Genomic DNA, 14045 nt, shown 5'->3' with positions numbered 1-14045 from the left:
CCGATCTTCATTCGGGTCGATTCAATGTGACGACGCACACACGACGAGCGTTAGTACCTATGCAGGCGTTCAGACGCTGCTCGCCGTCACGTTTTGCTGACTATCATCGAACAGGCGCAAACGTGGCAGCACACCTGCACGCTCGACCCCGAAACACGCATCTCTCCTATATAAAAGCCCAAGCCAAGCGGAGTACCACAGATGGCGTTCTTCACCGCAGCCAGCAAGTCCGACTTCCAGCACCAACTGAGAGCGGCACTGGCCCAGCACATCAGTGAACAGGCACTGCCACAAGTGGCGCTGTTCGCCGATCAGTTCTTCGGCATCATTTCCCTGGACGAACTGACCCAGCGCAGGCTTTCCGATCTCGCCGGTTGTACCCTTTCTGCCTGGCGTCTGCTCGAGCGTTTCGAACACAGCGCGCCGCAGGTTCGCGTGTACAACCCCGATTACGAGCGCCACGGCTGGCAATCGACCCACACCGCCGTTGAAGTGCTGCATCACGATTTGCCGTTTCTGGTCGATTCGGTGCGCACCGAGCTCAACCGTCGCGGTTACAGCATCCACACCTTGCAAACCACCGTATTGAGTGTGCGCCGCGACGAGAAAGGCCAGCTGGTCGAGCTGCTGCCCAAAGGCTCCAGCGGCAACGACGTGCTGCAAGAATCGCTGATGTACCTGGAAATCGACCGTTGCGCCAACGCTGCCGAGCTCAACGTGCTCGCCCGCGAGCTGGAGCAGGTACTCGGGGAAGTGCGCGTCGCGGTTGAAGACTTCGAACCGATGAAAGCCAAGCTGCACCAGTTGCTGGCGGGCGTCGACAGCATTGAGTACAACGTCGATGCGGATGAAAAGGCCGAGGTCAAGGTGTTCCTGGAGTGGCTGGTCAACAACCACTTCACCTTCCTGGGCTACGAAGAGTTCACCGTCAGTGGCGACGGCGAAGGCGGCCAGTTGACCTACGACCCGTCGTCGTTCCTGGGCCTGACCAAACTGCTGCGTGCAGGTCTGTCGCCTGAAGACCTGCACATCGAAGGCTATGCAGTGAACTACCTGCACGAGCCGACCCTGCTGTCCTTCGCCAAGGCCGCACACCCAAGCCGGGTGCACCGCCCGGCATACCCGGACTACGTGTCGATTCGCCAGATCGACGCTGACGGCAATGTCATCAAGGAATGCCGCTTCATGGGCCTGTACACCTCGTCGGTGTATGGCGAGAGCGTGCGGGCGATTCCGTACATCCGCCGCAAGGTCGCCGAGGTCGAGCGTCGTTCCGGCTTCGACGCCAAGGCGCACCTCGGCAAGGAGCTGGCGCAGGTCGTTGAAGTGCTGCCCCGTGACGACCTGTTCCAGACCCCGGTGGATGAGCTGTTCACCACCGTCATGTCGATCGTACAGATCCAGGAGCGCAACAAGATCCGCGTGTTCCTGCGCAAGGACCCGTACGGCCGCTTCTGCTACTGCCTGGCGTACGTGCCGCGTGATGTCTATTCGACCGAAGTGCGGCAGAAGATCCAGCAAGTACTCATGGAGCGCCTGAAGGCCAGCGACTGCGAGTTCTGGACCTTCTTCTCCGAATCGGTCCTGGCCCGTGTACAGCTGATCCTGCGCGTGGACCCTAAAGTCACCCTGGACATCGACCCGCAGCAACTGGAAAACGAAGTCATCCAGGCCTGCCGTTCGTGGAAGGACGACTACGCCAGCCTGGTCGTCGACAGTTTTGGCGAAGCCCAGGGCACCAACGTGCTGGCGGACTTCCCCAAAGGCTTCCCGGCCGGCTATCGCGAGCGCTTCGCCGCGCACTCGGCAGTGGTCGACATGCAGCACGTGTTGAGCCTGTCCGAGGCCAATCCGCTGGTCATGAGCTTTTATCAGCCGTTGTCCGGCGACAAGGCGCAGCTGCATTGCAAGCTGTACCACGCTGACACGCCGCTGGCGTTGTCCGACGTGCTGCCGATTCTGGAAAACCTCGGCCTGCGCGTGCTCGGCGAATTCCCCTATCGCCTGCGCCACACCAATGGCCGCGAGTTCTGGATTCATGACTTCGCCTTCACCTACGGCGAAGGTCTGAACCTTGACCTGCAACAGCTCAACGACACCTTGCAGGACGCATTCGTCCACATCGTGCGTGGCGAAGCCGAAAACGATGCCTTCAACCGCCTGGTGCTGACGGCCGGTCTGCCATGGCGCGACGTCGCGCTGCTGCGTGCCTACGCCCGTTACCTCAAGCAGATTCGTCTGGGCTTCGACTTGGGCTACATCGCCAGCACGCTGAACAACCACGCCGATATCGCGCGTGAGCTGACCCGTCTGTTCAAGACCCGCTTCTACCTGGCGCGCAAGCTGTCCGCGGGTGATCTGGACGACATGCAGCAGCGTCTGGAGCAGGCGATCGTTTCGGCACTGGATGACGTCCAGGTGCTCAACGAGGACCGCATCCTGCGTCGCTACCTTGATCTGATCAAGGCGACCATGCGCACCAACTTCTACCAGACCGACGCCAACGGCCAGAACAAGAGCTATTTCAGCTTCAAGTTCAACCCGCGTCTGATTCCCGAACTGCCCAAGCCGGTGCCCAAGTTCGAGATTTTCGTCTATTCGCCGCGTGTCGAGGGCGTTCACCTGCGCTTCGGCAACGTCGCGCGTGGCGGCCTGCGCTGGTCGGACCGTGAAGAAGACTTCCGTACCGAAGTCCTGGGCCTGGTAAAAGCCCAGCAAGTGAAGAACTCGGTGATCGTGCCGGTGGGCGCCAAGGGTGGCTTCCTGCCGCGTCGTCTGCCGACTGCCGGGACCCGTGACGAGATCCAGGCCGAAGCGATTGCCTGCTACCGCATCTTCATCTCCGGTTTGCTGGACATCACCGACAACCTCAAGGAAGGCGCGCTGGTTCCGCCGGCCAACGTCGTGCGACATGACGACGATGACCCGTACCTGGTCGTGGCTGCCGACAAAGGCACGGCGACCTTCTCCGATATCGCCAACGGCATTGCCATCGATTACGGTTTCTGGCTCGGGGATGCGTTCGCCTCCGGTGGTTCGGCCGGGTATGACCACAAGAAAATGGGCATCACCGCCAAGGGCGCGTGGGTGGGCGTGCAGCGCCACTTCCGCGAGCGCGGGATCAACGTCCAGCAGGACAGCATCAGCGTGATCGGCGTCGGCGACATGGCCGGTGACGTGTTCGGGAACGGCCTGTTGATGTCAGACAAGCTGAAAATGGTGGCCGCATTCAACCACCTGCACATCTTCATCGACCCCAATCCGGACCCGGCCACCAGCTTCGCCGAGCGTCAGCGTCTGTTCGACCTGCCACGTTCGGCCTGGACCGACTACGACACCAGCATCATGTCCGAAGGCGGCGGCATCTTCCCGCGTAGCGCCAAGAGCATCGCCATCAGCGCGCAGATGAAAGAGCGCTTCGACATCAGCGCGGACAAGCTGACCCCGACCGAGTTGATGCACGCGCTGCTCAAGGCGCCGGTGGATCTGCTGTGGAACGGCGGTATCGGTACTTACGTCAAGGCCAGCTCCGAAAGCCACGCCGATGTCGGCGACAAGGCCAACGACGCTTTGCGTGTCAACGGCAATCAGCTGCGCTGCAAGGTGGTGGGCGAGGGCGGTAACCTGGGCATGACCCAACTGGGCCGTGTCGAGTTCGGCCTGCTGGGCGGCGCCACCAACACCGACTTCATCGACAACGCCGGTGGTGTGGATTGCTCCGACCACGAAGTGAACATCAAGATCCTGCTCAACGAAGTGGTGCAGGCCGGCGACATGACCGAAAAGCAGCGCAATCTGCTGCTCGAAAGCATGACCGACGAAGTGGGCAACCTGGTGCTTGGCAACAACTACAAGCAGACCCAGGCGCTGTCGCTGGCAGCGCGCCGTGCCTACGAGCGTATCGCCGAATACAAACGTCTGATGAGCGACCTGGAGTCGCGTGGCAAGCTGGATCGCGCCATTGAGTTCCTGCCGGCCGAGGATCAACTGGCCGAGCGTATCGCCGAGAAACAGGGCCTGACCCGTGCCGAGCTGTCGGTGCTGATCTCCTACAGCAAGATCGACCTCAAGGAAGCGCTGCTGGAGTCCCGCGTACCGGACGACGACTACCTGGCCCGCGATATGGAAACCGCCTTCCCGCCTTCGCTGGGTGCGAAATACTCCGAATCCATGCGTCGCCATCGTCTCAAGCGCGAGATCGTCAGCACCCAGATCGCCAACGATCTGGTCAACCACATGGGCATCACCTTCGTCCAGCGGCTCAAGGAGTCGACTGGCATGAGCGCGGCCAACGTGGCAGGTGCATACGTGATCGTGCGCGACATCTTCCACTTGCCGCACTGGTTCCGGCAGATCGAGGCGCTGGACTACAAGGTGCCAGCAGAAATCCAGCTGGCGCTGATGGATGAGCTGATGCGTCTGGGTCGTCGTGCCACGCGCTGGTTCCTGCGCAGCCGTCGCAATGAGCTGGATGCCGCACGCGACGTCGCGCACTTCGGTCCGCACCTGGCGGCGCTGGGCCTGAAGCTCGACGAGCTGCTCGAAGGCCCGCCGCGTGAAGTCTGGCAGAAGCGTTATCAGGAGTACGTCGAGGCCGGCGTGCCGGAATTGCTGGCACGCATGGTGGCTGGCACCACGCACCTGTATACCCTGCTGCCGATCATCGAAGCGTCCGACGTTACCGGTCAGAATGCAGCGGATGTGGCCAAGGTGTACTTCGCCGTGGGCAGTTCGCTGGACGTGACCTGGTATCTGCAGCAGATCAGTGCATTGCCGGTGGAAAACAACTGGCAGGCCCTGGCCCGCGAGGCGTTCCGTGACGACATCGACTGGCAGCAGCGGGCGATCACGGTCTCGGTCCTGCAAATGGCCAACGGCCCTGAGGATGTGGAGGAGCGTCTTGGCCTGTGGCTGGAGCAGCACATATCGATGGTCGAGCGCTGGCGTGCCATGCTGGTCGAGCTGCGGGCAGCCAGTGGCAACGACTACGCAATGTATGCCGTGGCCAACCGCGAACTGCTGGACCTGGCCATGAGCGGGCAGACCGCCGTGGTCTGACGTTGTAACCAGGCGATAAAAAGAAGGCCCTGCATCGAGAGATGCAGGGCCTTTTTATTGAATGCGCCGATGGCGGGGGTTATCAGCCTGATGCTTCAGGCCTTGTCGAGCATCCGGGCCTGTTCCAGCACCTCGGCGACATGCCCCGGCACCTTCACACCGCGCCATTGCTTGCGCAACACACCCTCCTTGTCGATCAGGAAGGTACTGCGGTCTACGCCCAGGTATTCCTTGCCGTACAGCTTCTTGAGCTTGATCACATCGAACAGCTGGCACAGCGACTCGTCCTTGTCCGAGATCAGCTGGAACGGGAACTGCTGCTTGGCCTTGAAGTTCTCGTGGGACTTGAGGCTGTCCCGAGACACGCCAAAGACCGCCGTGTTGGCGGCCAGGAAATCGCCGTGGTGATCACGGAAGCCCTGGCCCTGGGTGGTGCAGCCAGGGGTGCTGTCCTTGGGGTAGAAGTAAATCACCACTTGCTGGCCCTTCAGCGCCGACAGGCTGACGGCCTGCTCGCTGGTGGCCTGTACCTGAAAGTCGGCAACGGGTTTGTCCAGTTCTACAGCCATGCGGGTTTCCTTACATTGGGGCTTGCGGGCGCCATGGTTCGATCAACGCGTCGAGGTTCAATGCGTCGGCGAAGTCCAGGAACTGGTCACGCAGCCAGCTGATCTGGGTGCCGGCCGGCAGGGTCACGGTAAATGTCGCATTGAGCATGGTGCCGCCGGTCTGTGGCGCCTGATAGGTGTCACAGATCAGGTTCTCCAGCTCGACATGGTGATCGATGAAGAACTGGCACAGCTCGTTGATGATGTCCGGGCGGTACGCCGAGCTGACGTAGGCGACGTACGGCAGGGCCTCCGGGCGGCTCTCGAGCGAAGCGCTGCGCACCACGTTGACGGTGAAGGCGTGTTTCTTCGAGAGGTTCGGCAGGCCAGTCTCAAGGCGCGCCAGGGCGTCCCAGCTGCCCGATACCTGGAGGATCAACGCGCTGCACTCGCCGTGACGAGTAAGGCGCGAGCTGACCACCGAGCAACGGTTTTCATGACTGGCGCGGCACAGGACGTTGGTCAGCTCCATTGGGTTGGCGCCAAGGGCACTGATGACAAGGAATTGTTCGCGAACTGTGGGGATGGACGACATGCAGCATTCCTAAGCGATGAGCGGTCGGTACATTGTTGGCTTGTGCGGCGGATGCGACGAACGAACGACTCGCAACTTCGACCCGGCCCATTGCCGCGCGTGGCTTGTGTGACCAAGCGAATGCGAGGCTGGAGCGGGGTTTGCGACGACGAAAACGAACAGTCGGACGAGCTGCGCAGATGACCAGTACCGATCAAAGACCGAAGGGTAGCGAAAACCGTCGCTCAGGGGAATGCTCGCAGCGAGGTACTTCGCTTGTGCAAGGCTGATGGCGCCAGTACCATTACCGCTCTCTTTTTCCGGCAGGAGCGGTTTGCATGATTGCGGGCAGTATGGTGGCACTGGTCACACCTATGGATGCACAGGGTCGTCTTGACTGGGACAGCCTGAGCAAACTGGTGGACTTTCACCTGCAAGAGGGCACCAACGCCATTGTTGCCGTCGGCACTACAGGTGAGTCCGCGACGCTCGACGTCAACGAGCACATCGAAGTCATTCGCCGCGTGGTCCAGCAGGTCGCCGGTCGCATCCCGGTGATCGCCGGCACGGGCGCCAACTCCACCCGCGAGGCGGTGGAGCTGACCAACAACGCGAAGAACGCCGGCGCCGACGCCTGCCTGCTGGTGACGCCGTACTACAACAAGCCGACCCAGGAAGGCCTGTACCAGCACTTCAAGCACATCGCCGAAGCCGTCGACATCCCGCAGATTCTCTACAACGTACCGGGCCGCACGGCCTGTGACATGTCTGCAGAGACGGTGATCCGCCTGTCCACGGTCAAGAACATCATCGCCATCAAGGAAGCCACCGGTGACCTGCAGCGCGCCCGGGACATCCTGGCCGGCGTGAGCAGCGAGTTCCTGGTGTACTCCGGCGATGACGCGACCGCGGTCGAGCTGATGCTGCTGGGCGGCAAGGGCAATATCTCGGTCACCGCCAACGTCGCGCCGCGCGCCATGGCCGACCTGTGCAAGGCCGCGATGGCCGGTGATGCCGTCACTGCCCGTGCGATTCACGAAAAACTGATGCCGCTGAACAAGACCCTGTTCATCGAATCGAACCCTATTCCCGTGAAATGGGCCCTGCATGAGATGGGTTTGATGCCGGACGGTATCCGTCTGCCGCTCACCTGGCTCAGCGAGTCCTGCCACGAGCCGCTGCGTCAGGCCCTGCGCCAGTCCGGTGTATTGGTTTAATGAGGAAGCACTACGCAATGAAGCGACTGGCCGGACTTTCCGCACTAGCCTTGATTATCTCCAGCACCAGCGGTTGCAGCTGGCTGTTTGGTCAGGACGGTTATTTCCGTGATCGCAGCAGCGATTACCTGGAAGCGACCCAGAAACCACCCATGCAGTTGCCTGAGGGCGTTCAGGAATCCAAGCACCTGGACCCGTTGCTGCCGATCCCGCGCAACGTGGCCGATGACACCCAGAAGGGTGAATTCAACGTGCCGCGTCCGCAGCCCCTGGCCACCGCCCAGGATTCCGGCGACTACACCCTGCAGAAAAGCGGCGACAACCGCTGGATCCTGGCGCAGCGTGCGCCGGCTGAAGTCTGGCCAGTGGCTCACCAGTATTTCGAAGACAACGGTTTCCGCATCGCCGAAGACCGCCCGCAGACCGGTGAATTCAACACCACCTGGCAGCGCATGGATGAGTTGTCCGCCGCGGTTGCCAAGCGCATGGGTTCAAGCGGCGACAGCGCCAGCACCGAGACCCGCGTGCGCGTTCGCATCGAGCCAGGCGTGCAGCGCAACACCAGTGAAATCTACGTCGTCAGTGTGCAGCGCCCTTCGGGCAGCAGCGACGATCCTGCATTCCCGTCGCGCAGCACCAACGTCGGCCTGGACTCGGTACTGACCGACGACATGCTGGCGAGCCTGAGCCGGACCGCCGAGAAGGGTGGTTCGGTGTCCCTGCTGGCCGCGCGTGACTTCGACACACCAAGCCGCGTTGCCCTGAGCGAAGACGGCAGTGGCAACCCGGTGCTGAACCTGGGTGCCGATCTCGATCGCGCATGGTCAAGCGTAGGTCGCGCCCTGAACCAGGGCGACTGGCGCGTCGAGGACATCAACCGCAGCCTGGGTCTGTACTACATCAACCTTGCGGAAAAAGCCGACAAGCCGGAAAACAAGCCTGGCTTCTTCTCCCGCATGTTTGGCAGTGAAGAGACCAAGGAGCAGAAAGAAGCACGTGCCGAGCGTTATCAGGTTCGCCTGAGCAAGGTCGGTGACAACGTTCAGGTAACGGTCGAGAAGAACATCAATACCGTGGCGCCGACTGAAGTCGCCCGTCGCGTGTTGAGCGTCATTCAAGACAACCTCGGTTAAGTGCGCTTCGCCAATCTGGGCAGCGGCAGCCGCGGCAATGGCACGCTGGTCGCGAGCAACGACACGTATGTGTTGGTCGATTGCGGTTTCTCGCTGCGAGAAACCGAACGTCGACTCGACAGGCTCGGCGTCGGTGGTCATCAACTGAGCGCCATTCTGGTCACCCACGAACATGCCGATCATGTGCATGGCGTGGGTTTGCTGTCTCGGCGCTACGATGTGCCGGTCTATCTCAGCGACGGCACCTTGCGCGGCATGCGCAAGCCAGTCGAGGCAGGGATCAGGTTGGCCGCCGGGCAAGGCCTGCAAATTGGCAGCTTGAATATCGACGTGGTGTCCGTGGCTCACGATGCGCTGGAGCCGACGCAGTTCGTCTTCAATGACGGTCGCCGACGTTTTGGCCTGCTGACCGATCTGGGGTCGTACTGTCCGTCGGTGCTCGACAGCTATCGCGGTCTGGATGCCCTTATGATCGAGTCCAACCACTGTCGTGACCTGCTCGCTCGCGGGCAATACCCGTACTTCCTGAAGCAACGGGTCGGCGGGCAATTCGGACACTTGAACAATCACCAGGCTGCCAGTCTGGTGAGCGAGCTGGGATGGCAGGGCTTGCAGCATCTGGTGCTGGCCCATCTGAGCAGCAAGAACAACCTGCCGCATCTGGCCCGGCAATGTTTCGTCGACACCCTCGGGTGCGACCCGGACTGGCTACAATTGGCCGACCAGGATTCAGGGCTCGACTGGCGCGAAATCGCCTGACGTCCCAAACGGGCCCACAGCCCGGCTGTTTTTAACGGGCCACAGCCCAAACATTATTACCGGGCGCCTCGCCCAAACATTTTGCAAGCGGAGCCCATCATGGAAAAACGTGAAGAACTCTACCGCGGCAAAGCCAAGTCGGTTTACAAGACCGACGACGCTGACCGCTTGATCCTGCTGTTTCGCAACGACACGTCGGCGTTCGACGGCAAACGCATCGAACAGCTCGACCGCAAAGGCATGGTGAACAACAAGTTCAACGCCTTCATCATGCAGAAGCTGGAAGAAGCGGGCATCCCGACCCAGTTCGACAAGCTGCTGGCCGACAACGAAGTCCTGGTCAAGAAACTCGACATGATCCCGGTTGAATGCGTCGTGCGTAACTACGCCGCCGGCAGCCTGGTCAAGCGCCTGGGCGTCGAGGAGGGCATGAAGCTCAACCCGTACACCTTCGAGCTGTTCCTCAAGGACGACGCCAAGGGCGACCCGTTCATCAACGACTCGCACGTCGTCGCGTTCGGCTGGGGCACCGCCGAGCAGCTGGTTCGCATGAAAGAACTGTCGCTCAAGGTTAACGAAGTCCTGAGCAAACTGTTCGACGACGCCGGTCTGCTGCTGGTCGACTTCAAACTGGAATTCGGCGTATTCAGCGACGGCTCCATCGTCCTGGGCGATGAATTCAGTCCGGACGGCTGCCGTCTGTGGGACAAGGACACGCGTAAGAAGATGGACAAGGACCGCTTCCGTCAGGGCCTGGGTGATGTCATCGAAGCCTACGAAGAAGTCGCCAAGCGTCTGGGCGTACCGCTGTAAACCGGTAAATCACGCAAGCATCTGAAAGAACGCGAAAAATCCTCAAAAAAAGTTCGCGTTCTACGTCAGAACTGTTATGATGCGCGCCGTTGGAGAGATGCCGGAGTGGCCGAACGGGACGGATTCGAAATCCGTTGTACTGGCGACAGTACCTAGGGTTCAAATCCCTATCTCTCCGCCATTACGCGAAAACCTTTGTAAATCAACGAGTTACGAAGGTTTAGAAGCAGCAATTTGTAGCAGCAGTTTGTAGCAATTTATTGCCTTACTGCAGCGACCAAATCGCTGTTTTTTTTTGTCTGTGGATTACGGCCTTCGAAATCCCTACCTGCAAAGAGAGGGTGAACCAAAAGAGGATTGCATTGGATCGGTAGGGGAGGGAGTATTTGCGTCACATAGCCATCACGGAAGAGGTCCGTCAATGCCACACACATTAGACATGGTCTGTCTTGCAAACTCGTGGAAGCACGGGGGTCGATGCATCGCGGGGAAGATATATGGGGGTGATCGATCAGGCGAGTGGATAAGGCCGGTGAGTCCTACTGTCGGCCACCGACAGATTACGTTTGCACAGATGAACTACGGCCAAAACCAGTTTGCGAACATCCTAGACGTCATCCGCATAGAATTCACGACTCGTGAGCCAAATACCTTCCAGCAAGAAAATCTGATTATCTCCGGCCCCAGATGGGTCAAGCTGGGCAAGCTCGACCCGACGAACCTCTGTAACTGGCTAGATGCACCAAACGCCCTTTGGAGTAATGGGGACGACAGTGAGTATGGAACCAACGATAAGATCTCGGGGCCAATAATAGCCGAAACTAGGCCGTCATCTCTCGTGATGGTTCAGCCGGATGGTGGTTTGCTGACGGTGACTGTTGCAAAAGAAAGAGACGACAAAACTAAAATACGGCTGCATTTTCGATATAATCGAGTCAAATACGCTCTTACGACGACAGATATTTGGTCACAGGATTATTTTAGAGGTTGTGGTATTGGCGAATATGAATTGAAAAATATCCAAGCGATGACAATCAGCTTAGGAGAGCCATTTGCCAATGGAAATACCACGAAAATTGTGGCAGAGATTTTCAGGGGATAAGAATGAAGATTTTCACAATCGGTTTCACAGAGAAGAAAGCAGAGCGTTTTTTCTCACTGATTAAATTGTCTGGCACCAAGCGAATTGTTGACGTTCGGTTGAATAATTTTTCCCAGCTTGCCGCTTTCGCTAAAAAAGATGATTTGAAATATTTTCTCAAAGAGCTTTGCGATGTGGATTATGTACATATCCCCGATTTAGCTCCGACGAAGGAAATATTATCGCCGTATCAGAAAAAAGAGATTACTTGGCAACAGTACGAAGATAAATTTCTCAATTTGATGTCAAAAAGAAGTATTGAAAGACATATTAAACCAGAAATAATTGATGAAGGATGCTTGCTTTGCAGTGAGCATCTCCCGCATCAGTGCCACAGAACCTTAGTCGCAAATTATTTAAAGCAAGCGTGGAATGAGCCTAACGCGGTTATAAAAGACCTAGTATGATAAAAGAGGCAAGAGTTCTCATCGCATATCCCATCGATTTCCTTTCATACTCAAAGTTTGAAAGGAAGGTCGATAAAATCATCAGCTCTCTTGAAAATGTAGAGCTATTTTTTGTGCGTGACGAAAACGGATTCATCGAGAAATATTCGACGGCCAAAGGATTGCTGACTGTTCATTTTAGTTCAGATGAAGAAGCGTTGAACTTCGTTACACATGCAATTCTTTTTCAAGACGAAGAAAGAAATTGTTTTTTTACATTGTATGATGAGCTGCTGAACAACCGGATACCGACTAGATTAATAAATCTAAAGATCACTAAGGTTTCAAACAAAGATGCCGGTGATAGTTACGATGTTTACATTGGTAGAGGAACCCTGTGGGGCAACCCTTATCAAATGGGTAAAGAAGGCACTCGCGATGAAGTTATAGCCAAGTTTGCGTATGATTTCGAAAAGCGGTTTCTGAAATTACCCGAAAAATTTGATGAAAATATCGAAAAACTTAGGGGTAAGACCCTCGGTTGTCACTGCAAGCCCGCTGCTTGTCATGGTGATGTGATTGCCAGCTACCTTAACTCCCAAGACGATGGGAAGTGAATCTCGCTTGATACCAAATTTTTTTCACTCCGTGGGTATGTGGTCCGATGCCTGACGCACCCGCCCCAAATGATGCGTTTGAAGCTCCTGTGCTTCGATCAGGGAGGTTTTGAGTGCAGGGACTTGTACCTGCGAAAAATCGCCGGAATACGTGTTAGGTCTCTACGTGCGGCGGTGCGGTGGCTTCGCATGGATCTGTTTGGTGAATGGTGCCACGTCGAAAGTGGGTTCGATGTAGTGTCTTGCGGGTAGGCCAGTGGACAGGGCGCAGTGAGACCACATGACAGAGTGAGGATGAGGTATGGCGGGTTTAGTAGAAGAACTACAAGCAGATGCACTCAACGAGTCCGTCCACATCATGGCACTCATGAGAAAAGCAAAAGCAGTTTCGGTGAAGCTGAATGCTCCGACCATCTCGACATGGATCGATAACGAGCTAGAAGGTTACAGGTCGATTTACGAAATCCCCACTTATAGGCATGTAGGAGGCACTCTTGTTTGTTACAGCTATATGAACGGCCACATCCCCCTATCAATTGACAACGCACACATTTTAGAGACGGTAACAACTCGGAAAATAGCTCAACCCCTTGGAAAACTCTGCGAACACGCCGCAAATAATGATCGTATCGTGATTGCCTTTCCACCAAAAATGTCAGAGATGCTTCAGAGCGGCATGAGCTTTCGCATGGAGCCGGGCTTGCAGATCGAGCCGGGCACTTTAAAAAATATAATTTACGGTGTCAGAGATAAAGTATTAAATTTCGCATTGGAGTTAGAAAAACAGGGCATTCTTGGAGAGGGGATGGGATTTTCGAAAGAAGAAAAAGCAGCTGCAGCGTCAATTACTTACAACACAATAACTATCGGCAGCATGCACAACTCGCAAATCCAGCAAGATAGCGATAATTCCATGCAGTATTATGGAACAGCCCAATTCAAAAAAGACCTGAAAAGATTTATTTCTGAGGTCAAAAGCGATATAAACCAGCTGAATGAAGATGATGAAGCAAAGCAGTCTCTAAAAGCCGATTTGGACACCATTAAAGCACAACTTAGCTCGTTATCTCCGAAGAAGACGGTTTTTCTTGAATGTCTCATTTCGGCAAAAAATATTCTCGAAGGAGCAGCCGGTGGTGTGCTAAACAACTACGTGCCGTTAGCCACTCAATTAATTGCAGCTTGCAGCTGAGGTTACTGGTTTAATTTCGGCTAGCGATGACCGACTAGCATTGTCGAGGGTATCTGTAAACAACCCCACGTCAAAGGCGTGTTTCTCGGTCGCTGGACTCCCGAAAACCGTGCGTTTTTAGATCGGAGTGGTTTCGAGTGCAGGGACTTCTACCTGTATGAGAAAACGCCGAAATGCCCTGACCAACTGCTTGATTATGGGATCCAGTCAGGTGAGTATGCGGAAGGCACTACGCCTTTAAGTGATTAGGGGATGACCATGGGAAACAAGACCAATAACATTACTGTCGGAACGATGGAAAACTCTCAGGTACAACAGGATGTTCAGCATTCCACTCAGAATATCGAGCAGAATTCTTTTCAAGCTGATTTGAATGATTTTTTGGAATCCTTCATCCGTGACATTTCCAAAGTGCAAGATCAAGCCACTGCACAAGCATTGCTGGCTGACGCTGAGACCATAAAAACACAAAATAATGCTCCGAAACCGAAAAAAGGCATTATTAAAGAATGCTTGCTGTCGATCAAAAACATCATAGAGGGTGCCGCTGGCAGCGTACTCGCTAGCTACATACCGATCATGCTACCGCTGATAGCTTGTTTGTAGG

General features: G+C 56.7%; 12 protein-coding genes and 1 tRNA gene. 11 read left to right on the top strand and 2 right to left on the bottom strand.

Features of this window, described 5'->3' with window-relative positions; genetic code table 11:
* Nucleotides 1-201: 201 nt before the first annotated feature.
* Nucleotides 202-5058: an NAD-glutamate dehydrogenase gene (locus tag ACI2KS_RS00980; protein WP_404616534.1), complete on the top strand. Its 4857-nt coding sequence runs from the start codon at nucleotides 202-204 to the stop codon at nucleotides 5056-5058.
* 95 nt (nucleotides 5059-5153) lie between these two features.
* Here the strand turns inward: ACI2KS_RS00980 and ACI2KS_RS00975 are convergent, their stop codons facing one another.
* Together ACI2KS_RS00975 and ACI2KS_RS00970 are read right to left on the bottom strand one after the other, a co-directional pair.
* Entirely contained in the window at nucleotides 5154-5627 is a 474-nt protein-coding gene (locus tag ACI2KS_RS00975; protein WP_404616533.1) for a peroxiredoxin, read from the bottom strand.
* Between the two features lie 10 nt (nucleotides 5628-5637).
* Nucleotides 5638-6201, bottom strand: a complete 564-nt coding sequence (locus ACI2KS_RS00970; protein WP_404616532.1) for a glycine cleavage system protein R — start codon at nucleotides 6199-6201, stop codon at nucleotides 5638-5640.
* Nucleotides 6202-6518: 317 nt separating this feature from the next.
* Between ACI2KS_RS00970 and dapA the strand changes: the two genes are divergently transcribed.
* The 10 genes from dapA (at nucleotide 6519) to ACI2KS_RS00920 (ending at nucleotide 14044) form a co-directional block, all read left to right on the top strand.
* Nucleotides 6519-7397 carry a 4-hydroxy-tetrahydrodipicolinate synthase gene (dapA, locus tag ACI2KS_RS00965; protein ID WP_404616531.1) on the top strand — a complete coding sequence of 293 codons (879 nt, stop codon included), beginning with the start codon at nucleotides 6519-6521 and terminating at the stop codon, nucleotides 7395-7397.
* 17 nt (nucleotides 7398-7414) lie between these two features.
* Nucleotides 7415-8530, top strand: coding sequence for an outer membrane protein assembly factor BamC (gene bamC / locus ACI2KS_RS00960; protein ID WP_404616530.1), 1116 nt, complete (start codon nucleotides 7415-7417; stop codon nucleotides 8528-8530).
* Nucleotides 8531-9289 carry an MBL fold metallo-hydrolase gene (locus tag ACI2KS_RS00955; protein ID WP_404616529.1) on the top strand — a complete coding sequence of 253 codons (759 nt, stop codon included), beginning with the start codon at nucleotides 8531-8533 and terminating at the stop codon, nucleotides 9287-9289. It begins immediately after the preceding gene.
* 99 nt (nucleotides 9290-9388) lie between these two features.
* Nucleotides 9389-10102: a phosphoribosylaminoimidazolesuccinocarboxamide synthase gene (gene purC, locus ACI2KS_RS00950; RefSeq protein ID WP_404616528.1), complete on the top strand. Its 714-nt coding sequence runs from the start codon at nucleotides 9389-9391 to the stop codon at nucleotides 10100-10102.
* A gap of 91 nt (nucleotides 10103-10193) precedes the next feature.
* Nucleotides 10194-10283, top strand: a tRNA-Ser gene (locus ACI2KS_RS00945).
* Between the two features lie 240 nt (nucleotides 10284-10523).
* Nucleotides 10524-11204: a dual OB domain-containing protein gene (locus ACI2KS_RS00940; protein WP_404616527.1), complete on the top strand. Its 681-nt coding sequence runs from the start codon at nucleotides 10524-10526 to the stop codon at nucleotides 11202-11204.
* 2 nt (nucleotides 11205-11206) lie between these two features.
* Complete coding sequence (locus ACI2KS_RS00935; RefSeq protein ID WP_404616526.1) at nucleotides 11207-11650, top strand: DUF488 family protein; 444 nt, start codon at nucleotides 11207-11209, stop codon at nucleotides 11648-11650.
* Nucleotides 11647-12246 (top strand): DUF4326 domain-containing protein, encoded by a 600-nt coding sequence (locus ACI2KS_RS00930; RefSeq protein ID WP_404616525.1) that lies wholly within the window; start codon nucleotides 11647-11649, stop codon nucleotides 12244-12246. Before ACI2KS_RS00935 ends, ACI2KS_RS00930 begins: the two co-directional genes overlap by 4 nt.
* 301 nt (nucleotides 12247-12547) lie before the next feature.
* Nucleotides 12548-13438 (top strand): hypothetical protein, encoded by an 891-nt coding sequence (locus tag ACI2KS_RS00925; protein WP_404616524.1) that lies wholly within the window; start codon nucleotides 12548-12550, stop codon nucleotides 13436-13438.
* A gap of 258 nt (nucleotides 13439-13696) precedes the next feature.
* Nucleotides 13697-14044 (top strand): hypothetical protein, encoded by a 348-nt coding sequence (locus ACI2KS_RS00920; RefSeq protein WP_404616523.1) that lies wholly within the window; start codon nucleotides 13697-13699, stop codon nucleotides 14042-14044.
* The last annotated feature ends 1 nt before the right edge of the window (nucleotide 14045 follow it).

The organism is Pseudomonas sp. NPDC087358, from assembly GCF_044900785.1.
Lineage (GTDB): Bacteria > Pseudomonadota > Gammaproteobacteria > Pseudomonadales > Pseudomonadaceae > Aquipseudomonas.
The sequence above is the reverse complement of the archived record's forward strand: the minus strand, read 5'-3'. Positions and strand labels throughout refer to the sequence as shown.

What these genes read in the sequence shown, in the direction of transcription:
- ACI2KS_RS00930 (WP_404616525.1), top strand. Translation starts at nt 11,647, where the DNA reads ATGATAAAAGAGGCAAGAGTTCTCATCGCATATCCCATCGATTTCCTT.
- ACI2KS_RS00970 (WP_404616532.1), bottom strand. Translation starts at nt 6,201, where the DNA reads ATGTCGTCCATCCCCACAGTTCGCGAACAATTCCTTGTCATCAGTGCC.
- ACI2KS_RS00975 (WP_404616533.1), bottom strand. Translation starts at nt 5,627, where the DNA reads ATGGCTGTAGAACTGGACAAACCCGTTGCCGACTTTCAGGTACAGGCC.
- ACI2KS_RS00920 (WP_404616523.1), top strand. Translation starts at nt 13,697, where the DNA reads ATGGGAAACAAGACCAATAACATTACTGTCGGAACGATGGAAAACTCT.
- dapA (WP_404616531.1), top strand. Translation starts at nt 6,519, where the DNA reads ATGATTGCGGGCAGTATGGTGGCACTGGTCACACCTATGGATGCACAG.
- ACI2KS_RS00980 (WP_404616534.1), top strand. Translation starts at nt 202, where the DNA reads ATGGCGTTCTTCACCGCAGCCAGCAAGTCCGACTTCCAGCACCAACTG.
- bamC (WP_404616530.1), top strand. Translation starts at nt 7,415, where the DNA reads ATGAAGCGACTGGCCGGACTTTCCGCACTAGCCTTGATTATCTCCAGC.
- ACI2KS_RS00940 (WP_404616527.1), top strand. Translation starts at nt 10,524, where the DNA reads ATGCCACACACATTAGACATGGTCTGTCTTGCAAACTCGTGGAAGCAC.
- purC (WP_404616528.1), top strand. Translation starts at nt 9,389, where the DNA reads ATGGAAAAACGTGAAGAACTCTACCGCGGCAAAGCCAAGTCGGTTTAC.
- ACI2KS_RS00935 (WP_404616526.1), top strand. Translation starts at nt 11,207, where the DNA reads ATGAAGATTTTCACAATCGGTTTCACAGAGAAGAAAGCAGAGCGTTTT.
- ACI2KS_RS00925 (WP_404616524.1), top strand. Translation starts at nt 12,548, where the DNA reads ATGGCGGGTTTAGTAGAAGAACTACAAGCAGATGCACTCAACGAGTCC.